Raw genomic sequence first — 22,173 nt, forward strand, 5'->3', positions numbered from 1 at the left:
CAACCGCCGGCCACGGCAAGTCCGGCGTCAGCCAGGGCTGCGTGAACTGCCACGACAACACCAGCGCCCACATCGGCGTAGCCGGCGGCACCAGCCGTCTGCAGGCCGGCCTCACCGGGGCAGCCAACGCCGAGTGTAACTTCTGCCACCAGGATGCCGGCAAGGTCACCAACCCGGCCCGCCTGAACATGCAGGTCCACGTCGGCATCGGCAACACCTGCGCCGCCTGCCACGATCCGCACGGCACCACCAACAGCAACATGCTGAGGACCACCCTCTCCACCACCACCGGGGTGAGCTTCTCCGGCAGCGACTTCGTCAACGGCTCGGGCACCGGCGTCTGCCAGGCCTGCCACACCGCGACCGCCTACTACAAGCAGGGCGTAGCGGAAAGCAACCACCCCTCCACCGGCTGCCTCGACTGCCACAAGCACAACGCAGCCAGCGGCACCGCGTTCGAACCGAACCGTGCCTGCGACTCCTGCCACGGCTACCCGCCGGCACCGCGTAACGTATCCGGCCTGACCTTCGGTGTTCACGGCCAGTGGTCCAGCGCCCGCTTCGAGGACTACTCCGGCGGCGGTGGCGGCCACCTCGTTGCCGGCCACATCAACCCGAACGCCAAGCCGGCCGACGGCTGGGCAAACTGCATACCGTGCCACAACGGCGGGGCGGCAAATCACGCCAAGGTTATCCCGTTACGGGGCCACGTGGAGAACGTGACCGTCAAGGTCGATCCTCAGTACCGCTTCAGCGACGACGCCTTCGCCACCTACACCGGCGCCAAGTTCGTCAGTGGCGGGACCAATAACTCCGGTACCTGCTTCAACGTGGCCTGCCACTTCAGGCCGAGCCCGAGATGGAGCACAGAGAAATAGCATCACGGAAAGGAAGAGGAGACGCCGCAACCGGCGTCTCCTGAGCAGCAAGCGCAGCATTCATGAAAAGAGACCGAAGCCCGGCGGGAGATAGCCGCCGGGCCTAGCAACATCCGCATAAGCCGGCCATTTAACCGGCAATAGCGCACGATCACTCGAAGCCGAGGAGCGTCTGCCTATCATCGAACTGTAACATTGAGGTTGGTTTCATTAAACTACGAATATAATTCGCCTTGCTGGTCTCATTAAAGAGCCGACAGCACTGTACTTGCGGATCTCAGGCGGGAAACGTCGGTTCAGGGAGAGCAAAGGCGGTGTAATAGTTGCTGAACCAGGTAGCGGGAAAGGTGCCATGAGCCTCAGAAAGACCTCCCCCCCGCCTGCCTGGCCGTAAATGCGAATGACCTTTAATGGTGTGTAATAGAAGGAGTGGAAATGAAGAGCTACCTCAGGGGCGGATGCAGCGGTTCTCGGGTGATGACGGGAGTGGTAACACTCGGGATTGCTCTCTTCTTAAGCGGGATAGCCCAGGCGGCATCGCAGTACAACCTTACCTGCGACGACTGCCACCGCATGCCTCCGTTGGATTCGGGGATCGGGATAAGGGAACCGGGAAACGGCGCGTTCAAGGGTAACCATGAGGCCCATGCCGACACGAGAGCCTCTTCGTGCGCCAAGTGCCACGGGAATGCGGTGCTGAGCTACGAGACGGGTCACCGTACCAAGGCGATCCAGGTGAAGAGTACCGGGATCAACAACTCTCCTGCGGGCGGAAGCTACAGCCGCGGGTTCTTCAACCAGACCTCGGTTCCGCCGAACCCGCTTGGCACCTGCGCCACTGTGAACTGCCACTTCGAGACCATCACCCCTGCCTGGGGAGGCACCGCCTGGTCCTCTACCACGGATTGCGACAAGTGCCATAACACGACCCGCAGCGCCGGCCATCCTGTGAGCGGATCGAAACACGGCACCTACTACGGCACCGGGACCTCGGCCTGTGTCAAGTGCCACCCGGACCACACCGGCGACGTCAAGCCTTTTGCCCATGCCACCAGCGTGACCAACCGTGGCATCTCCGTCCAGTTCACCACCGCTCCGAACAACGGCGGGAGCTACAGCGGTCCGACCAACGATTTCCTCCCGAGCCAGTCCAACGTCTTTGGCACCTGCTCGGGCATCTACTGCCACAGCGACGGCAAGTCGGTGAGCGGCCCTTATACGGTGACCACCGCTCCGACCTGGGGCGGCACCCTCGGGTGCAACGGCTGCCACGGCGGCCCGGCTACCCTCGGTTCCCCCATCGCCACCGGCCAGCATACTGCCCACATCAACAACCAGGGGACCCTGGGGGCCAACTACGGCTGCGTCGAGTGCCATGCCAAGACCGCGGCCACCGACTCGCAGATCGGCACCATCTCCAACCACGTCAACACCTTCGTCGACTTCTCCGGCGCCAAAGCAGGGAAGGTCTACAGCGGCGGCAACTGCTCCACCGCCTATTGCCACACCTCAGGCAAGAAGGGCAGATCCGGTATGGCCTCGACTGTCGAGCCCGCCAACCCCTCCTGGACCAGCGGTTCGGCCCTCGGCTGCAACGGCTGCCACGGCGCCAAACAGACCCCGACGGCCGGTGTCGACTTCAATAGCGTGGCCGGCGAGCCGAACTACCTGAACGGCGGGGCCGGCGCCGATACCGCCAACTCCCACAAGAAGCACGTCTCCGCAGCAGGCGCCACGACCTGCGCCAACTGCCACTCGAAGACCACCTCCAACGGGACCTCTATCGTGGCCGGTGGGCAGCACATCGACACCTTCGTGAACTACACCGCCGGTAACGGCAAGACCTTCGGCAAACAGCCCAACAAGACCTGCTCCAATATCAGCTGCCACAGCGGTAACGGCATCGTCACTTCGGTCGGCATCGCCCAGTGGGGCGCGACCCTCGACTGCAACGGCTGCCATGGCGGCCCTGTGGCGCTGGGCACCAACATCCTGGCTACCGGCAAGCACACCCAGCACACCAACCAGGCCTCGGTGATCGGTGACAACTTCGGCTGCGTCGACTGCCATGCCAAGACCGTCGCCAACAACACGACCATCTCCGACACCACCAAGCACATGAACTCCTTCGTGGACTACTCCGGCGTCAAGGCGGGAAGGAGCACCACCTACAGCGGCGGCGTCTGTTCGGCCACCTACTGCCACAGTTCCGGCAAGAAGGGTGTTTCCGGCATGGTGGGCACGGTCGAACCGGCCAGCCCGTCCTGGAGCGGCGCGGCGCTCTCCTGCAACGGCTGCCACGGCGCACAGGTGACCCCGACCGCGGGTGTGGCCTTCAACTCGACCGCGGGCGAGCCGAACTACGTCAACGGCGGGGCAGGGGCGAACAACGCCAACTCGCACCAGAAGCACGTGACAACCGGGGCCAGCGCTTGCGCGAACTGCCACTCGAAGACCACCGGCAACGGCACCTCGATCATCGCGGGGAGCCAGCACATCGACAACTTCGTGAACTACACGGCGGGCAACGGCAAGACCTTCGCGAAGCTCACCAACAAGAGCTGCTCCAACATCAGCTGCCACAGCGGCAACGGCATCGTGGCTTCGGTCGGAAACGCCCAGTGGGGCGCGACGCTTGACTGCAACGGCTGCCACGGCGGACCTGCCGCCCTTGGCACCAACATCCTGGCCAGCGGCAAGCACACCCAGCACACCAACCAGGCCTCGGTCATCGGCGACAACCTGGGCTGCGTCGAGTGCCACTCGAAGACGGTCTCCAGCAACACGACCATCTCCGACACCACCAAGCATATGAACTCCTTCCTCGACTACTCCGGCGTCAAGGCAGGAAAGAGCACCACCTACAGCGGCGGGAGCTGCTCCTCCACCTACTGCCACACCTCCGGCAAGAAGGGCAAGAGCGGCATGGTGGCCACCGTCGAGCCTGCCAATCCCTCCTGGAGTGGCGGGGCCTTGGGCTGCAACGGCTGCCACGGCGCCCAGGTCACCCCGACTGCCGGGGTCGCCTTCAACTCCACCGCGGGCGAGCCGAACTATGTCAACGGCGGCGCAGGGGCGAACAACGCCAACTCGCACCAGAAACACGTGACCACCGGGGCCAGCGCTTGCGCCAACTGCCACTCGAAGACCACCGCTAACGGCACCGCCATCATCGCCGGCAGCCAGCACATGGATACCTTCGCCAACTACACCGCCGGCAACGGCAAGAGCTTCGGCAGGGTGACCAACAAGAGCTGCTCCAACATCAGCTGCCACAGCGGTAACGGCATCGTCACTTCGGTCGGCACCGCCCAGTGGGGCGCGACGCTCGACTGCAACGGCTGCCACGGCGGACCGGCGGCACTGGGAACCAACATCCTGGCCAGCGGCAAGCATACCCAGCACACCAACCAGACTTCGATCCTGGGCGACAACTACGGCTGCGTCGAGTGCCATGCCAAGACGGTTTCCAGCAACACGACGATCTCCAATACGACCAACCACATGAACGCCTACCTCGACTACTCCGGCGTCAAGGCAGGCAAGAGCACGACCTACAGCGGCGGCGTCTGCTCGGCCACCTACTGCCACACCTCCGGCAAGAAGGGTCTCTCCGGCATGGTGGCCACCGTCGAGCCGGCGAATCCCTCCTGGAGCGGCGCGGCGCTTTCCTGCAACGGCTGCCACGGCGCACAGGTGACCCCGACCGCGGGTGTGGCCTTCAACTCGACCGCGGGCGAGCCGAACTACGTGAACGGCGGGGCAGGGGCGAACAACGCCAACTCGCACCAGAAGCACGTGACCACCGGGGCCAGCGCTTGCGCGAACTGCCACTCGAAGACCACCGCGAACGGCACCTCGATCATCGCGGGGAGCCAGCATACCGACAACTTCGTGAACTACACGGCGGGTAACGGCAAGACCTTCGGGAAACTGGCCAACAAGACCTGCTCCAACATCAGCTGCCACAGCGGCAGCGGCATCGTGGCCAGCGTAGGGAACGCCCAGTGGGGCGCGACGCTCGACTGCAACGGCTGCCACGGCGGACCTGCCGCCCTTGGCACCAACATCCTGGCCAGCGGCAAGCATACCCAGCACACCAACCAGGCCTCGGTCATCGGCGACAACCTGGGCTGCGCCGAGTGCCACTCGAAGACGGTCTCCAGCAACACGACCATCTCCGACACCACCAAGCATATGAACTCCTTCCTCGACTACTCAGGCGTCAAGGCAGGAAAGAGCACGACCTACAGCGGCGGCGTCTGCTCGGCCACCTACTGCCACAGCTCGGGCAAGAAGGGCAAGAGCGGCATGGTGGCCACCGTCGAGCCGGCGAATCCCTCCTGGAGCGGCGGTGCGATCGGCTGCAACGGCTGCCACGGCGCCCAGGTCACCCCGACCGCGGGCGTGGCCTTCAACTCGACCGCCGGCGAGCCGAACTACGTGAACGGCGGGGCAGGGGCGAACAACGCCAACTCGCACCAGAAGCACGTGACCACCGGGGCGAGCGCTTGCGCCAACTGCCACTCGAAGACCACCGCGAACGGCACCGCCATCATCGCCGGCAGCCAGCACATGGATACCTTCGCCAACTACACCGCCGGTAACGGCAAGAGCTTCGGCAGGGTGACCAACAAGAGCTGCTCGAACATCAGCTGTCACAGCGGCAGCGGCATCGTCGCCTCTGTTGCCACGGCGCAATGGGGCGCCACCCTGGACTGCAACGGCTGCCACGGCGGCCCGGCGGCTCTCGGGACCAACATCATCGCCACCGGGAAGCACACCCAGCACGTGAACCAGGCCTCAGTGATCGGAGACAACCTGCTCTGCGCCGAGTGCCACGCCAAGACCGTGGTGGTCAACACCGCCATCGCCGATACCACCAAGCACATGAACTCCTTCCTCGACTACTCCGGTGTCAGGGCCGGTAACAGTGCGACCTACTCAGGGGGCGTCTGCTCCAATACCTACTGCCACACCTCCGGCAAGAAGGGGACTGCCGGGATGGTGGCCACGGTCGAGCCGGGGAGTCCCTCCTGGAGCGGCGCGGCGCTTTCCTGCAACGGCTGCCACGGCGCCCAGCTTACCCCGACTGCCGGGGTCGACTTCAACAGCGTGGCGGGCGAGCCGAACTACGTGAACGGCGGGGCGGGGGCCGCAAACGCCAACTCGCACCTCAAGCACGTCGGCAGCTCCGGCGCGGCTACCTGCGGTTACTGCCACTCGAAGACCACCACAAACGGCACCTCCATCGTGGCCGCCGGGCAGCATCTGAATTCCTTCGTGAACTACACGGCGGGTAACGGCAAGACCTTCGGGAAGCAGCCCGCCAAGACCTGCTCCAACATCAGTTGCCACAGCGGCAACGGGATCATCGCCTCGGTCGGCAACGCCCAGTGGGGCGCCACCCTGGGCTGCAACGGCTGCCACGGCGGTCCTGCCTCGCTGGGAACCAACATCCTGGCGACCGGCAAGCACGCCGCGCACATGAACAACGCCACCTTGCTGGGCGCGAACTACGGCTGCGTCGACTGCCACGCCAAGACCGCCTCCAGCGACAGCTCCATCGCCGACACCACCAAGCACGGCAACGCCTTCGTCGACTACTCCGGCGTGAGGGCAGGCAAGAGCTCCACCTACGCCGGCGGGGTATGCTCCGCCAGCTACTGCCACACTTCCGGCAAGAAGGGCCAGGCCGGCATGGTGGCCACGGTCGAACCGGCAAACCCCTCCTGGAGCGGTGCGGCTCTCAGCTGCAAGGGCTGCCACGGCGCCCAGGTTACCCCGACCGCCGGGGTGGCCTTCAACAGCGTGGCGGGCGAGCCTAACTACGTGAACGGCGGCTCCGCGGCTAACAACGCCAACAGCCACCAGAAGCACGTGAAGACCGACGGGGCCACCACCTGCGTTTACTGCCACAGCAACACCGTGGACGCCACCGGCACCGCCATCATCGGCAGCCACACCAACAGGTCGGTCGACGTATTCAACGGCGGGACCAAATCCTTCAGCTACATCGGCGGCAAGACCTGCTCGAACATCAGCTGCCACAGCGGCACCAACTTCACCAGCGCCAACGCCGTATGGGGAAGCACCATGGACTGCAAGGGCTGCCACCCGACTCTGTCCGGCGCCCACACCAGGCACATCGGCACCGCCTGGGCCACGCTGCCGTTCTACAACTACACCGCCAACCTCTCGTCGGGCAGCGATACCGACGGGGTAACCTGGAAGCCCTACGCCTACGGCTGTGCAAACTGCCACCCGGTCACCCTGGCGAGCCACATGGATGGCGTGGTCGAGGTGGAGACTTCGACGGTGACCGGCGGCAGCGTGCTGCGCAACAAGAACTCAGCAGCGGGCTTCGTGGGTAGCATCGGCACCGGCACGGTCAAGTGCTCCAACGTCTACTGCCACTACAACGTCACCACCCCGCAGTGGAACCAGACCTTCACCGCGGCCACCCGCTGCAGCGGCTGCCACGAGAATGCCCCGAGCACGGATTCGCACCTGCTCCACAAGGTCGCCATCCACTACGACGACATCTACACCGGCACCAGCGGCCTCCTCCCGGCCTCCGGCGCGGTAGGCGTGAACGCGGGCCACGGCGACCCGGCCCAGGCGACCACTATCGGCTGCAACATCTGCCACTACGACACGGTGAACCTGGCGCGCAACAAGTACAACACCAACTGCTCCACGGCTAGCTGCCACGGCAACACCACCGGCAACAACGTCGACGCTACCGGCGCGGCGAGGATCACGAATCTCGCCTTCCACGTGAACGGCGCCAACAACGTCTCCTTCGCTCCGGTGACCATCGTGAAGTCCAAGGCGCAGATCAGAAGCACCGGGTTCGCCGCCTACACCAGCGGGTTGGCAGGTTGGTCCAACACAAGCCGTATCTACAAGGACGGCACCGCCTCGGCCTACGACAAGTCGAAGAACTACCTCACCGTGGGCAGCTACGTCGGCGGCAACTGCTCCAACATCGCCTGCCACAACGGCGTGACGGTCAACTGGACCACCGACTTCGGCGGAGCCCAGGACTGCATGATGTGCCACACCAACATGTAGGTTGACTCCGGGGCCACCCTTGTCGAGGTGGCCCCTTTCCCCCCCATCGAAGTCCCCTCGCCCTCCCGGGGGAGGGAGGTTCAAGTTGAGAGGGTGGAACCCGAAGAGGGCAGGGCGGCAGGATTTAAAGGGATTTGAACGGCGCATCTGGCGCTGATCGGATAGCAGCTTCAACAGGCAAAACAATGATGGGGAAGAGGAACTCTATGAGAAAACGGGCAGCAGAGACAGCTTTGGGTTCTGAATATGTTTCGGCGCATGCAGAACCAGTGGACGGTCCGGGGGCAAAGGCAGTTGGCGAGAGCTTCGGCGGGTTATTCGGCAATATGAGCGGCCGGGCGTGCATGAACGTCATGGTCTCGCTGGTGATCGCGCTCCTTCTCGGCGGCTTCATCGCCACATCCTACTTCCTGCCCCAGTACGCCCAGGCCTGGCCCACCAAGTACGGATCCTGCACAGGTTCCGGCTGCCATGTGCTGGTCGACCCGAACGCCACCATCACCACCGCCATCAACGGTACGGTCGGCACCAGCGTCTCCGTCGCGGCCGGCGGCAGCTTCGAGGTCGACTGGAAGGTCAACAACGTGACCGGCGCTCCCACCCAGGTCGCAGTGGGCCTGCTCGCGGCCTTGCCGACCGGCTGGACGATCGCCAAGGGTACCGCCAACACCCCCGCCATCACCGGGTGGAACACCATCTGGGACGCGACCGACGGGGTGGCCGCGGGGTGGGCCACGGCCAACAAGTTCACCACGGCGACGGAGTTCCCCTCCAGCCCGGACGGCTACACCATCAACTTCGATACCTCGGCCTGGGACTCCGGGACCAGGAACGCAGCCTATGACAACGCCTCCGCCGGTGACAAGGACGGCGTGGCCGACAACATGGGTACCGACGCGATCATCACGGTGCCTGCCGGAACCGCTGCCGGTTCCTACTCGATGGTGGTCGCCGGTGTGGGGCACGACGGCTCGACCAAAGCCCACGTGAAGCAGACCATCACCGTCACGGTAACCGGGGGGGCTGATGCAACCAAACCTGTGGTATCGGCAGGCTTCGCCGCCACCACCCCTTCGCTCAGCCGGACCATCCCGGTCTCCGGCTTCGCCGCCACCGACAACGTCGGGGTCACCGGCTACATGATCACCACCAGCTCGACCGCGCCCCTTTCCGGCGACGCCGGCTGGCTCGGCTCCGCACCCGCCAGTTACACGGTCGGCGCCGACGGGAGCTTCACGCTGTACCCCTGGGCCAAGGACGCCGCCGGCAACGTTTCGCTCGTCTACGGGACCCCGGTCACGGTGGTGGTCGATACCGTGGTCCCGACCGTTTCCACCACCGTCCCGACCAATGGCGCGACTGCTGTGACACTGAACAATACGGTCACCCTGAACTTCAGCGAGAACGTCGACTGCACCACGGTCACCACCGCCTCGGTCACCATCAGCCCGGCCGTAACCTGGAACAAGACCAGCTGCACGGCTGCCCAGGCGGTCTTCACCCCCGCGGGCCAGGCCAACTCGACCTCGTACACGGTCACGGTCGGAACGGGGGTGAAGGATAGCGCCGGCAACGCCATGACGGCTTCCTATCCCTTCAGCTACACCACCGCGGCACCGGCACCGAACAACCCGCCGGCGCTGCCCGCTTCGCTGGTCCAGTACAAGAGCGATGCCCTCACGGTGCTGACCAAGGGGCAGTACAGCAACCAGACCACGGTGGTGATTAAAGGGACGGTCACAGATCCCGATAACGACACCGTGAAGCTGGAGGTCGAAATGGCCGACGTAACCGCAGCCTTTACCGGCACCCCGACCTGCAGCAGCGCACTGGTCACCAGCGGCACCACCGCCGCGGCCACCTGCAGCGGCCTCCTTAACGGACGCTTCAAGTGGCAGGCACGCAGTACCGACAGCAAGAGCTCAGCTAGCAGCTGGACGCAATACTAAGAGGAGCGCTCGATGAAGGTAATGAGGAGAACGATGAAAGAGTCGAGAACTCGGAGAGCTCCGGCCGCAAGGTCTGGATTTGTGAGAAATCGCCTGGGTGGATCGATGATGCTGGCGCTCCTGGGTGCGCTGTTCACCTTGCTGGTGATGCAGCAGCACGACGCGCTTGCCCAGCCAACAAAGTCGACCACCTGTCTTACCAGCGGGTGTCACGTCAACGTTTCGCCAACCGCCAGCTTTGCCTGGGGGATCATCTACAACGGGACCAACTATCCCGCCAACCCCACTGCGCTCACGGTTGAGGCGGGGCGCTCCTTCGAGGTCGAGTGGATCGCCACCGGCATGACCGACTCCGCCCATGGCAACACCGGCATGTCGTTCGTGGTCGGCCTTCCTACCGTCACCCCGACGGCATGGTCGATCGCCAACGGAACCGCGGCCAATTCGGGGATCACCGGCTGGAACACCATCTGGGACGCCACCGCCGGCTGGAACTGGCGCACCGGCACCGTGTTGAACACCAGCGGCATCTGGCCCAGCTCCCCGAACGGATACAGCATCGACTGGACCGGCTCCACCCAGTGGGCGGTTTCCACCGGCGCAGCCTACGACAACGGTGCAGCCACCACCCCCGGCGACAAGGACGGGGTTGCCGACAAGATGGGGATCGACGTGGTCGTCAACGTCCCCGCCGACACCCCTGCCGGGACCTACACCATCAACATCGCCGGCGTCGGGCACTACTACACGACCAAGACCAACAAGGGGAACAAGTCCCAGGCGATCACCATCACGGTAACCGCCTCGGCCGCCGACACCACCAAGCCGGTAGTCTCGGCAGGCTTCGCCGCCACCACCCCTTCGCTCAGCAGGACCATCCCGGTCTCCGGATTCGCCGCCACCGACAACGTCGGCGTTACCGGCTACATGATCACCGCCAGCTCGACCGCGCCCCTTTCCACCGACGCAGGCTGGCTCGCTTCAGCACCGACCAGCTACGCCGTGGCCTCCGACGGCACCTTCACCCTCTATCCCTGGGCCAAGGACGCCGCAGGCAACGTCTCGCTGGTGTACGGCAGCCCGGTGACGGTCACGGTCGATACCGTGGCACCCAGCGTCACCAGCACGGTTCCGGCCAACAGCGCCACCGGCATCGCCCCCAACAGCACCGTGACCCTGAACTTCAGCGAGAGCATGGACTGCGCCACGGTGAGCACCGGCACGGTCACCATCAGCCCGGCGACCAGCTGGACGAGGACCAGCTGCTCCGGCACCCAGGCGGTCTTCACCCCCTCCGCCCAGGCGAGTTCCACCTCCTACACGGTGACCGCCGGGACCGGGGTCAAGGACGTGGCAGGGAACACCATGCTGTCGCCGTACCTCTTCAGCTACACCACCAGCACGCCGATAACCCCGCCGGATACCACCCTGACCGCCCCGGCAGCCAGCGCAGTGCTGACCACCACCCCGGTCAGCATCACCGGTACCGCGGTAGCGGGCACCAACCCGCTCGGCTCGGTGCAGGTTTCCACCAACAACGGCACTTCCTGGAGTGCGGCCACCGGGACCAGCTCCTGGTCCTACTCCTGGACGCTCCCTTCCGAGGACTACGTAAGCCATACCATCCTGGCCAAGGCGCTGGACAATGCAGCCAACGCGGACTCCACCCCGGCCTCGGTCACCGTCACCGTCGATAACGTCGCTCCGGCAGGGCTCGCCAACTCCGCCCCGGCCAACGCGGCGACCAACCAGGCAACCTCGGTTACCCTCGGCTCCTCTGCCGCCACCGACGCCAACATCTCTGCCGCTGTCCAGTACTTCTTCGAGATCGCCACCGACAGCGGCTTCACCACCGGCGTCCAGCAGAGTGGCTGGCAGACCGGCACCACCTTCGCTCCGACCCTGGCAGGCGCTACTACTTACTACTGGCACGTCAAGGCCAAGGACGCAGCGGGGAACATCTCGGCCAACACCGCCACCTGGAGCTTCAGCACCATCGGGCCGACCGCACCGAACGCTCCGACCGCCGCTCAGTACAAGACCGACGGGGTGACCACCATCGCCCAGGGCGGGACCACCACCGAAGGGACTGTGCTGGTCAAGTCCACCGTCTCCGACGCCAACAACGACAACGTCTCGCTGCAGGTAGAGGTCATCACCAACGGTAACACCTTCGCCGGCGTGGCCACCTGCTCGAGCGTGGCGGTTGCCAGCGGCTCCGTTGCCACCGCCACCTGCACAGGGCTCGCCGACGGGCTCTCTTATAAATGGAGGGCCAGGACCTCCGACGGCACCCTCAACAGCGCCTGGGTAGACTTCGGCGGCTCCGACCCTGACTTCACCGTTAGCCTCAGCAATACTGCCCCGCTTACCCCGACCGTACTTGCCCAGTACCAGGCTGACGGCACCACCGCCATCGCCTCGGGCGGCGGGGCCACCACCAACGTGGTGGTCATCGGCGCCACCGTGGACGGCGGCAACAGCGACCCCGTCCTCCTCGAAGTCGACCTCAACAACGACGGCACCGCCGACTGCGCCAGCTCCTACGTAACCGGTCCGGCCACCGCCAAGGCAACCTGCAGCGCCCTGGCCGACGGCTCCTACGACTGGAGGGTCCGCGCCAAGGACAACAAGGGCGCGGCCAGTGCCTGGACCGCCTTCACCGGCACCCCCGACTTCACCGTGGCCACCGGCCTCGACTTCGGTATCGACACCACCGCACCGACCGACGGCACCGCCTCCATCGCCTCCGGCGACGGCTTCCTGAACCTTTCCTGGACCGCTGCCACCGATGCCGGCGCAGGCCTCGACCCCGTCAACTCCTACAAGCTGGTCAAGGCGACAGGATCGACCGCTCCGGCTGACTGCACCGGCGCCGCCATCTACACCGGCAACGGCACCGCCTACTTCGATACCGCCGTGGTCAACGGGACGACCTACTCCTACCGCGTCTGCGCCATGGACGAGGTGACGAACCTCTCCGCCGGCGCCACCGTTTCCGCGTCGCCCTCAGCCATCGCGCTGCCGGAGACCGCCATCAGCGCGCCTGCTGCCGCGGCAACGCTCACCGGCGCCTCCTACGGCATCACCGGTACCGCTACGGCAGGGGGGAACCCGCTGGCCTCGGTGCAGGTATCGACCAACAACGGCACCTCCTGGAGCGCCGCAACCGGGACCGCCAGCTGGTCCTTCGCCTGGACCCTGGCTGCCGAAGACTACGTAGCCCACACCATCCTGGCCAAGGCCCAGGACACCCTCGGTTACGCCGACGCCACTCCGGCTTCAGTGACGATCAGGGTAGATAACGTGGCTCCGGCCGGTCTCGCCAACGCGACGCCCGCCAACGGCGCTACCGCGGTACCGACCACCTCGGCCCTGACTTCCGGCTCCGCGACGGACGGCAACACCAGCGCCGCCGTACAGTACTTCTTCGAGATCGCCACCAACAGCGGCTTCACCACCGGTGTGCAGCAGAGCGGCTGGCAGAGTGCTACCAGCTTCTCCCCGTTGCTGGCTCCCGCCACCACCTACTACTGGCACGTGATGGCGAAAGACGCCGCCGGCAACACCACCGCCTACACGGCCACCTGGAGCTTCACCTCCGGCGTGGTTCCGCCCGACACCACCATCACCGCGCCGGCGGCAAGTACGGTGAACTCGACTTCGCCGCTCTCCATCACCGGTACGGCAGTGGCGGGGACCAACGCGCTCGGCTCGGTCCAGGTCTCCACCAACAACGGCACCTCCTGGAGCGCCGCCACCGGCACCGGCAGCTGGTCCTTCTCCTGGACGCTCCCTGCTGAAGACTACGTGACCCACACCATCCTGGCCAAGGCACAGGACACCTCCGCCAATGCCGACCCGACTCCGGCCAGCGTGAGCGTCATCGTCGATACCGTGGCGCCGGCAGGTCTTGCCAACTCGGCTCCGGCAAACCTCGCGACCGGAGTGGCCACGACCTCCTCCCTGGTCTCCACAAGCGCGACCGACGCCAACACCACCGCAGCGGTGCAGTACTTCTTCGAGATCGCCACCGACAGCGGCTTCACCACCGGCGTGCAGCAGAGCGCCTGGCAGACCTCGAACAGCTTCACCCCGACGCTGGCCATCAGCACCACCTACTACTGGCATGTGAAGGCCAAGGATGCCGCCGGCAACACCACCGCCTACAGCACCACCACGAGCTTCACCACCGCTGCGGCGACCACCACCGTCGGGACCGGCACCGGCGAAACCAACGTGACGCTGAAGCCGGGCGACATCCAGACCGATCTCGATGCCTTCACCCTGCAGACCCAGGCCGGTACCGACACCGTCACCGCGGTCACCGTGACCCTCGCCTCCGGGACCTACGCCGGTATCGGGACCATCCTGATAACTGACGGTAACGCCACCACCTACGGTTCTGTCACCAACCCGGCTGTCAACGTGGTCAACATTCCGCTCACCACCTCCATCACGGCCACCACGACCGCCACTACTTACTGGGTAGAAATCATACCGCTGGCTGACACGGCCATGCCTGCACCTCCGGGCGCCACCTATGCTGTCACCGGGACCGTGACCGCGCTTACCTCTACCAACCCGAAGAGCTACAGCGACTCGACCTCGGCCACCGTCACCATCGACAACCTCTCTCCGGGTAACGTCACCTCGGCAGGCGGCGCCGCAGGGGTGGCTTCCAACTCGCTCTACTGGACCAACCCGGTCGACAGCGACTTCGCCAGCGTCGTAGTACTGCGCAGGGCAGGGGCAGCGGTCACCGATACCCCCGTCGAAGGGACCAACTACCTGGAAGGCAACACCGTCGGTTCCAGCACCGTCGCCTACGTGGGGAACATCGCCAACTTCACCGATTCCCCGTTGGCCAACGGTACGGCCTTCTACTACAAGATATTCGCGAAGGATACCCGCGGTAACTTCTCCTCGGGCGGCGCCACCGTAGGACCTTACACGCCGGCCAAGACCGCCTGGGCCAACAACTACATGCTCCACAACAGCACCAACACCGGCTCCACCAAGTGGAGCGCCAACGGCGGCTGGGGCGAGCCGGGCAAGAAGTACGGCGCCTTTACCTGCTCGACCTGCCACAGTATGGATTCGACCAACATCAAGAGGGTCAGGAACAGCATCAGCACCGGTGACGGCTCCAACTGGGGCTCCAACAACGCCGCTTCCGTCTCGGTAACGGTGCTGAACCCGGCCACCGATCTGGGCTCCGACACCGTGCACACGACCTCGACCCGTATCTGCGAGGTATGCCACAGCCAGACCTCTTACCACAAGTACAACAACACGGCCTCGGGCCACAACGGCACCGTAGACTGCACCCAGTGCCATAACCACAGCGCCGGCTTCAAGGGCTCCGGCGGCAGCTGCACCGGCTGCCACAACACCCCGCGCGGCACCAGGCAGCAGATCGTGGGCGCCACCCTGGGCAACACCGGCGACGACTTCGTCCGTCCGAGCCGCCACATCAAGAACACCACCGTCAAGAACGTGGACTGCATCATCTGCCATGCCGAAGGTGACACCACCTCCACCGAGACATCGGTAAAACAGACTGCTTCCCATGCTACCGGCGGTCTGGTCATGCTGAGGAACGTCGACAGCCAGGCAAACCCGGGGACAGCCGGAACCAACTTCTGGAACTGGCCCGGCAAGCGTAACGGCGGAGCCACCATCACCTCGACCGATCGCGACAACATGGACCGCTTCTGCCTCGGATGCCACGACAGCGACGGCGCGCTCACCATCTCCGTCAACTCGGGCGGCACAGGAGTCGACACCGGAGCCTCGACGACCAGGAGGCTGACTCCGTTCAACCCCCTTGACGGCGGGACGCCTCTGAACGTCAAGGCGCAGTTCAACTCCGGTAACCTGGTCGGGAGCGCCTACGCCAGCCATCACAACCTGAACATCTACACCAAGAGGTACACCGCCTCCTACGCGTCGACCTACGCCACCCGCGGCGGCTTCACCGGGACCTCCAAAGACGGCGTGGCCGTCACCTGGGACACCGGTCTCCACTGCTCCGACTGTCACCTCAACGAGAGCAACGCCCACGGCGCCCGTAACGCCACCCGCATGCTGCAGGACAAAAACGGTGCTGACGCTGCCGCCATCAACGCCAATGACGGCACCGGCACCTTCGTCTGCTACCGCTGCCACCTGAGCACCGTGTACAACCTCAGCAACGTGACCGTCACCGGCAAGGCTCGCATCGAGCACAGCAGCTTCGACTCATACCCGTGGACCCCTGGGTCCTACACCGACCGCGGCATCGTCTGTTTCAACTGCCACGGCGGCGGCGGGGTCAACGATATCGGCGGGATCCACGGGAATAACCGCAGCATCACCACGCTGACCCAAGGGGCGACCAAGAGCTACCGCTTCATGTACGGCGGGTCGCACGGATACAACATCTCCGACGCCAACTGGTCAACGACCACCACTCCGAGCTGCTACACCGCTTCCTCCACCTGGGGCGGCCCCTGCAACAAGCACGACGGCTCTGCCGGCACGGGCAGGATCAATGCCCCGACCTACTCCAGGCCGTTGCAGTAGCATCACAAAAGGGATCTCCCACACCGGGAGATCCCGACTCCACAACCACAACCGGTTCTTCAGAAGGGCGGGCTTTTTCAGCCGCCCTTTTTTGTGGCGCAGGCACAGCGGAAGAACGGCAACAGGTTATGAGAAATACGCGAGGGGAGAGGTACTTGTGGAAAGGTGGAGTGCTCTGTGTCGCGACACCTTGAACCCCAAAGCCTCCGGTTTTTCTCCTTGATCTTTCAGGGGTCTGAGGCTACATTTAATGAATTTTCAGGGCCGCTATCCTATTTCAAGGTACACCTCATGAGATATATGCTCACTCTTGTCACCTGTCTCTGCGCTCTCCTTTTGCTGGGAACGGTCCTCGATGGAGCTTACTTCCGCTACCTCGTATCCCGGATCGTCCCTGGCATGGAAGAGACCGCGAAGATCAAGGAGTCCGTAACAGAATTCAACAACCGACTGATGGACGTTTATGCCTCCGAAGCCAACAAGACCGCGGTGTACGCCATTCCTGCCACGCCCGGAATGCGCCACCGTCTGACCAAGGACGCCAGCTTTGTCGCCATGGGCGGAAGGGTGCTGGTCTATGACCTTGCGTCGCTGGAGATCAAGAGCGTGAAGGTAGAGGGCCCCTTCAAGGCCACCGCGATGTGCAGCGAAGATTGGAATTACCAGTACAAGAACGACAAGAGCTGGAAGTCTGTGGCCGACGTTCACGGGGCGGGATCGGTTTTCCGGTATCAACTGGTGAGACAGGGCGGAAGGTGGCTTGTTCAGAGTTACGAGCCGGTCAGGGAGGAGAAGAAGGGTGCCTAGGTTCTTCAGCAAAGCCGGTTCTCCCGTGCTCACCCTGGGACTGGTGATCGCCCTGGCAGCCTGGTACCTGATCCTTGCCGCAGCAGGCTCGGTGCCTTTCGGCTGGGAGCCGTTCGATCTCGTCTCTTTCAGACTCTTTGCGATCCTCCTTTTTCTCAACCTTATTGCGGGAGCAGCAGGGGCCTTACGGCGCAGGCTCCACTTGCTCCGCTTCGCTCTGTATCTGGCCGCGCTTTTCGTGCTGGTCTCCGGTGCGTACAGCTATCTCTTCCGCTTTGAAGGGACCGTGGGCCTGGCTGAGGGTGAAGCCTACGAGCCAGTCCCGCCGATGTTCCGTTCCGTTAAAAGAGGGCCGCTGGCACCCATTCCCGCCCTGGCTTTCACTTTGACCAGGGTGGACCCTGACAGCAAGAAGGGACGGGTGGTCATCGTGCAGCGCGGGAGCGGGAGGGAAGTGGGTACCGCGTGGGAAAAGCTCGGGGGGAGCGAGATCCGCTACTCGAGGAGCTCTCTGGCCCCCCTGGTTATCATTACCAGTGAAGAGAAGGGGGAGTTGGAACGGAGTTACGTCAAGCTCGACCTCGATCGCCTGGGGCAGGCAGACTCGTTCAACTTCGACACCCTGCCATACGACTTCTATCTCTGGAAGGAGTCCCCGAAGAATGGCGGCAAGGGTGGCTTCTGGCTGAACGTGCGCAGGGGCAAGTTGGGCCTTTTCGACGGTGCCGTCGCCATCGGCCAGAAGGTGCCGGTGCAGGGCGTGGTGGTGACCATCGAGGAACCACGCAAATACGCGGTGCTGGACATCCGAAGCCGTCCCGGCTTCCACGCCTTCCTGGTATCGGCGGGAGTGCTGGCGGTTGCTCTTTTGGCGGCAATGACGTTCGGGAGAGAACCGGGAGGCGGTTCACAGGGGTAGACGGGATAGGCATGCCCTTTAAATGCCTTTCAAGAACGAAGGTGAGGTAATGGCTACTTACGAAGCGATATTTTTCTGGACTGCCCTCGTTCTCTATGCATTCGCCAGCGGCGGCAACATCTACGCGCTGGTATTCAGAAACGAGAAGGTCGTCTCTAAGCTCCTGCTACTGGTCTGCATCGGATTCCTCCTGCACACCGGTGCCGTGGCGGCCCGCTATGTGGCGCAGGGGCATTTCCCCTGGAGTACCGATTACGAAAACGGCCTGATGGGAGGCTGGTTCATCATCGCTTCTACCCTGTACGTCGCCTGGCGGCAAAAGCCCCTGCGTGTGTTGGCGGTGGCAACGGTGCCGACTGCCATGCTGATCATGGGGTACGGGGTAATGCGCAACCCGACGCTGGCTCCGATGGCGGCCACTTTGAAATCATTCTGGCTCGGCATCCATGTTTTCTTCGCCTGGTTATCCTTCGGCGCCTACGTCCTGGCCATGGCCGCGGGCGTCATCTTTCTCCTGAAGGAACGCGCAGCTCAACGGGCAGCGGCCGGGCTTTCCAGCATGCAGCGCTTCGAGGATCTCTCCCCGGAGAGGCTTGATGACCTGATGTTCCGCTACCTCGTCTTCGGCTTCATCACCAACGCCATCATGATCGCCGCCGGCGCCATCTGGGCCAAGGACCTGTGGGGCGCCTACTGGAGCTGGGATCCGATCGAGACCTGGTCCCTCATCTCCTGGCTCATGTACGGCGCCGCCATTCACCTGCGGGTGACCATGGGGTGGCGCGGCACCCGCTTCGCATGGCTGATGATCGGGGCTCTGGCCACGGTTATCATCAACTTCTTCGGCGTCTCCATCCTCATGAAGAGCACGGTCCATGTCTTCAGGTTTTCCTGATCGAGAAGCTAATGCTCAAACGGCTCCTTAAATACCTCGGGTCACTCCGCTGCACCCTCCACCTGATCCTGGCGCTGGTGACGGTATTCACCACGGGATTCCTGCTGCCGCAGCGCTCACTGGTCGGGCGGGAAATGTACCTGAAGTGGCAGGCGTCGTCACCTCTTATGGCGAAGATGGACCATGCGCTTCAGCTGACGGATATCTACACCGCGCCGATAACCCTGGTGATCTGGGGATTTTTCTTCCTGAACCTGGTGCTGGTCATGAAGCAGCGGATCCCGCTGGTTCTCAGGAAGGTATCGATCAATGATGAGAAGCTCGGGCGGCCGGAATCTTCCTCCGCGTTTAAATACCGGCTTGAGCTGGACGATGAAGCCCAGGCACGCATGCCGGCGCTGATGACAGCAGCCGGATACCACTTCCTTGGGAGCCGGGATTCCTTCCTCGCCGTCAAAAACCGCCTGTCGCCGCTGGCAACGCTCCTTTTCCATCTCAGCTTCTTCCTGATGCTCCTTGGCTGGCTGCTGGCTTTCTACACCAGGTTCACGGGCTTCGTCGATGTAGCCGAGAGGGAGCCGTTCCTTGGTCAGGTTGAGAGGTATAACGCTTCGCCCAAGCTGCCTAAGGTTGGAGGAGCGCCGGATCTGAAGTTCCTTGTCGAGTCGGTTGCTCCCGAGGTGGAGCAGGGAGTCTCAACGGGAATCAAGATCACCCTCAAGGACGAAGCTGGCCGACAGCATCTGGTTGGGATAAACACCCCGTACAAGACAGGGCGTGCCTCCGTTCTCTTTAACGATCTCGGCATCGCCCCCTTGTTCGTGGTGCAGGATGCCTCCGGCAAGGAGATTGACGGCGCCTATGTGAAGCTGAACGTCCTCAAGGGGAAGAGGGACGCCTTCAAGCTCCTCGGCTATGACGTGGCTGCCGTGTACTACCCGGATCACGTGGTGGCCGGCGGCGAAGACCGCACCCGCAGCGAGGAGTTCAAGAACCCGGCCTTTCACCTGGAGGTCAGCAGGAACGGCCGGCGCCTTTGCGGTAACACGGTCCGTGTCGGCGAGGGGGTAGGGTTCGACGGTCTCCGGCTGATCTTCAAGGAGCAGAGTTTCTGGGTCAGGTTCCTGGTAACCAAGGAGTATGGACAGGAGTTCATCTATCTCGGGTTCGTGCTGGCTCTGGCCGCCCTCGTCTGGCGCCTGGTCTATTATCGGCGGGAGCTTTCCGGTGTGGTGCGTGAAGAGAACGGGAAGCGCGTGCTCCATCTGTCGGCCCGCGCGGACTTCTACAAGGCACTGGCGAAGGACGAATTTGACAGGACCGTGGAGAGGCTGACGGCGGCGTTGGCCGACCGATAAACCCCATCCCCACCCTGGTCCTCACCTGAAGGGGAGGGGGCATCGGTGGATCTGCCGGCAGTACTTCCGCCACCAACCATCCTTCGCCCAGGGAGGAGCAGTAACCCTCCCTTAGGGAAGGCGGAACGGAGTTGACACTCAATGAAGATCGCCTACATCTTTCCTCCCCTGGGGCACGCGGGCGTCCAGGTAAGGAGCATTCCGCTCATGCCCCCGGTCCTGGAGTACCTTGCCGGGCTCACCACCAGCATCCGCCCCGACTCCGACATCCGGCTGATTAACGCCAATGTCGAAAACTTCTCCATTGATTCCATCGATGCCGATATCGTCGGCTTCAGCATCCTTACCCACCAATCCTCCTGGGCCTACCGGGTCGCCGACACGCTGCGCGCGCGCGGGGTGAAGGTGATGATGGGGGGACCGCATCCCTCCGCCCTTCCGGAGGAGGCCAAGGAGCACGCGGACGCCGTCGTGGTCGGCGAGTCCGAGAGCGTGCTGCCACAGCTTTTCGACGACTTCGAGAACGGGGCGCTACAGCCCTTTTACCGCGGCGAGCTGCTGCCGGTGGACCATGTCCCTTATCCCCGCCGCGATCTCGCTCCCGGGTACATATTCCGCTCCTTCTTCACCTCACGCGGCTGTCCGTACGACTGCAAGTTCTGCGGGACCCCGCAGCTCCACGGCAGCAAGATGAGATACCGTCCCATCGGCGAGGTCATAAAGGATATCGGCAGCTGCAATCACAAGATGTGGTTCTGCACCGACGGCGACAGCTGGGGACCGGATGTGCCGAGGTACACCGAGCTTTTCAGGGAGATGTCGAAGTCGTTGAAAGGGGTCAAGTGGGTTGGCGAGACCAGCATCGCTTCCGTTCAGCACCCGATGGGCGAGGAAATGCTGAAGTGGGCGCGGCGCTCGGGACTGATGCAGGTGTGGATCGGGTGGGAAAGTCTCAGCGACGCGACGCTCAAGGAATACGGCGCCACCTCGAAGATGCTCTCCAAGAGGGAGGACGCGCTCAAGAAGATAAGGGATAACGGCATCGACGTGGTGCTCTTCGTCATGATGGGCTCCAAGAACGAGCCCCTTTCCCGGTACCAGTCGGTGATCGACTTCTGCGACCGGCTTTCCATCACGCCGCATCCGGTCATGGTCGTCCCGTACCCGGGGACGGCGACCCACGAGGAGTGGAAGGACGATGTGACCGTGCGCGGCCAGTGGGATTACTACGACGGCATGCACTCCATCATCCGGCAGGTGGAGGGGACAAATGAGGAACACGAGCAGGCGCTGAAGGATCTGTGGGTGGATCTCTTTACCTGGCCCAGGATAATCAGGCGGGTGACGTCAATTCCATTTGCCGGCTTCCCCAACGCACACGTGGCCTCGATGATAGTTCAAGCCGCGCTGCGTCAGGCGTTCAGGGAGTATGTGGGGAAGGGGTAGGTGCGCCGGTGGGGAGAGCCAGGTGGTCTTGATATGGGCTCTGGTCGACGCCAACCAAGAGGAGCTGGTGATGGGGGCGTCAGGGCAGGTGAGGGACGGGCTGATTAATCATGGCGTCGGCAGAAGAAGCGGTGGAGGGATCCTTCGAGAGTTAGGGGGTCCACCGGTTTGAAGACTGGCTGGCCCTGTTCGGTGGCTATCAGCGCACCTGAGCTGGAGAAGATGTCGACGGAGCTTTCCTTGAAGCTGTCCTTGAAGCAATTCATTTCACCGTGCA

The 22,173-nt window shown here is 63.8% G+C and carries 9 protein-coding genes; all 9 read left to right on the forward strand.

The features are described 5' to 3' along the window. A partial coding sequence (locus tag AC11W3_RS21585) for a cytochrome c3 family protein (protein WP_484091506.1) occupies window positions 1–878 on the forward strand: 878 nt, incomplete at its 5' end. 435 nt (window positions 879–1,313) lie between these two features. Further along, window positions 1,314–7,955, forward strand: a complete 6,642-nt coding sequence (locus tag AC11W3_RS21590; RefSeq protein WP_484091507.1) for a CxxxxCH/CxxCH domain c-type cytochrome — start codon at window positions 1,314–1,316, stop codon at window positions 7,953–7,955. 269 nt (window positions 7,956–8,224) lie between these two features. Beyond that, the gene (locus AC11W3_RS21595) at window positions 8,225–9,904 is read left to right on the forward strand and encodes an Ig-like domain-containing domain (RefSeq protein WP_484091508.1); all 1,680 of its coding nucleotides are present in this window, start codon (window positions 8,225–8,227) and stop codon (window positions 9,902–9,904) included. Between the two features lie 105 nt (window positions 9,905–10,009). Continuing rightward, window positions 10,010–16,471, forward strand: coding sequence for an Ig-like domain-containing protein (locus AC11W3_RS21600; RefSeq protein WP_484091509.1), 6,462 nt, complete (start codon window positions 10,010–10,012; stop codon window positions 16,469–16,471). Between the two features lie 291 nt (window positions 16,472–16,762). Continuing rightward, window positions 16,763–17,278: a hypothetical protein gene (locus tag AC11W3_RS21605; RefSeq protein ID WP_484093753.1), complete on the forward strand. Its 516-nt coding sequence runs from the start codon at window positions 16,763–16,765 to the stop codon at window positions 17,276–17,278. Then, window positions 17,271–18,197 carry a hypothetical protein gene (locus AC11W3_RS21610; protein ID WP_484091511.1) on the forward strand — a complete coding sequence of 309 codons (927 nt, stop codon included), beginning with the start codon at window positions 17,271–17,273 and terminating at the stop codon, window positions 18,195–18,197. Before AC11W3_RS21605 ends, AC11W3_RS21610 begins: the two co-directional genes overlap by 8 nt. A 49-nt stretch (window positions 18,198–18,246) precedes the next feature. After that, a complete protein-coding gene (gene ccsA, locus AC11W3_RS21615) occupies window positions 18,247–19,092 on the forward strand; it encodes a cytochrome c biogenesis protein CcsA (protein ID WP_484091512.1) in 846 nt (281 codons plus the stop codon). An 11-nt stretch (window positions 19,093–19,103) separates the two neighbouring features. Further along, entirely contained in the window at window positions 19,104–20,450 is a 1,347-nt protein-coding gene (locus AC11W3_RS21620; RefSeq protein WP_484091513.1) for a cytochrome c biogenesis ResB family protein, read from the forward strand. Between the two features lie 141 nt (window positions 20,451–20,591). After that, window positions 20,592–21,896 carry a B12-binding domain-containing radical SAM protein gene (locus AC11W3_RS21625; protein WP_484091514.1) on the forward strand — a complete coding sequence of 435 codons (1,305 nt, stop codon included), beginning with the start codon at window positions 20,592–20,594 and terminating at the stop codon, window positions 21,894–21,896. Window positions 21,897–22,173 lie beyond the last annotated feature (277 nt).

It is taken from the genome of Geomonas sp., assembly GCF_056994735.1.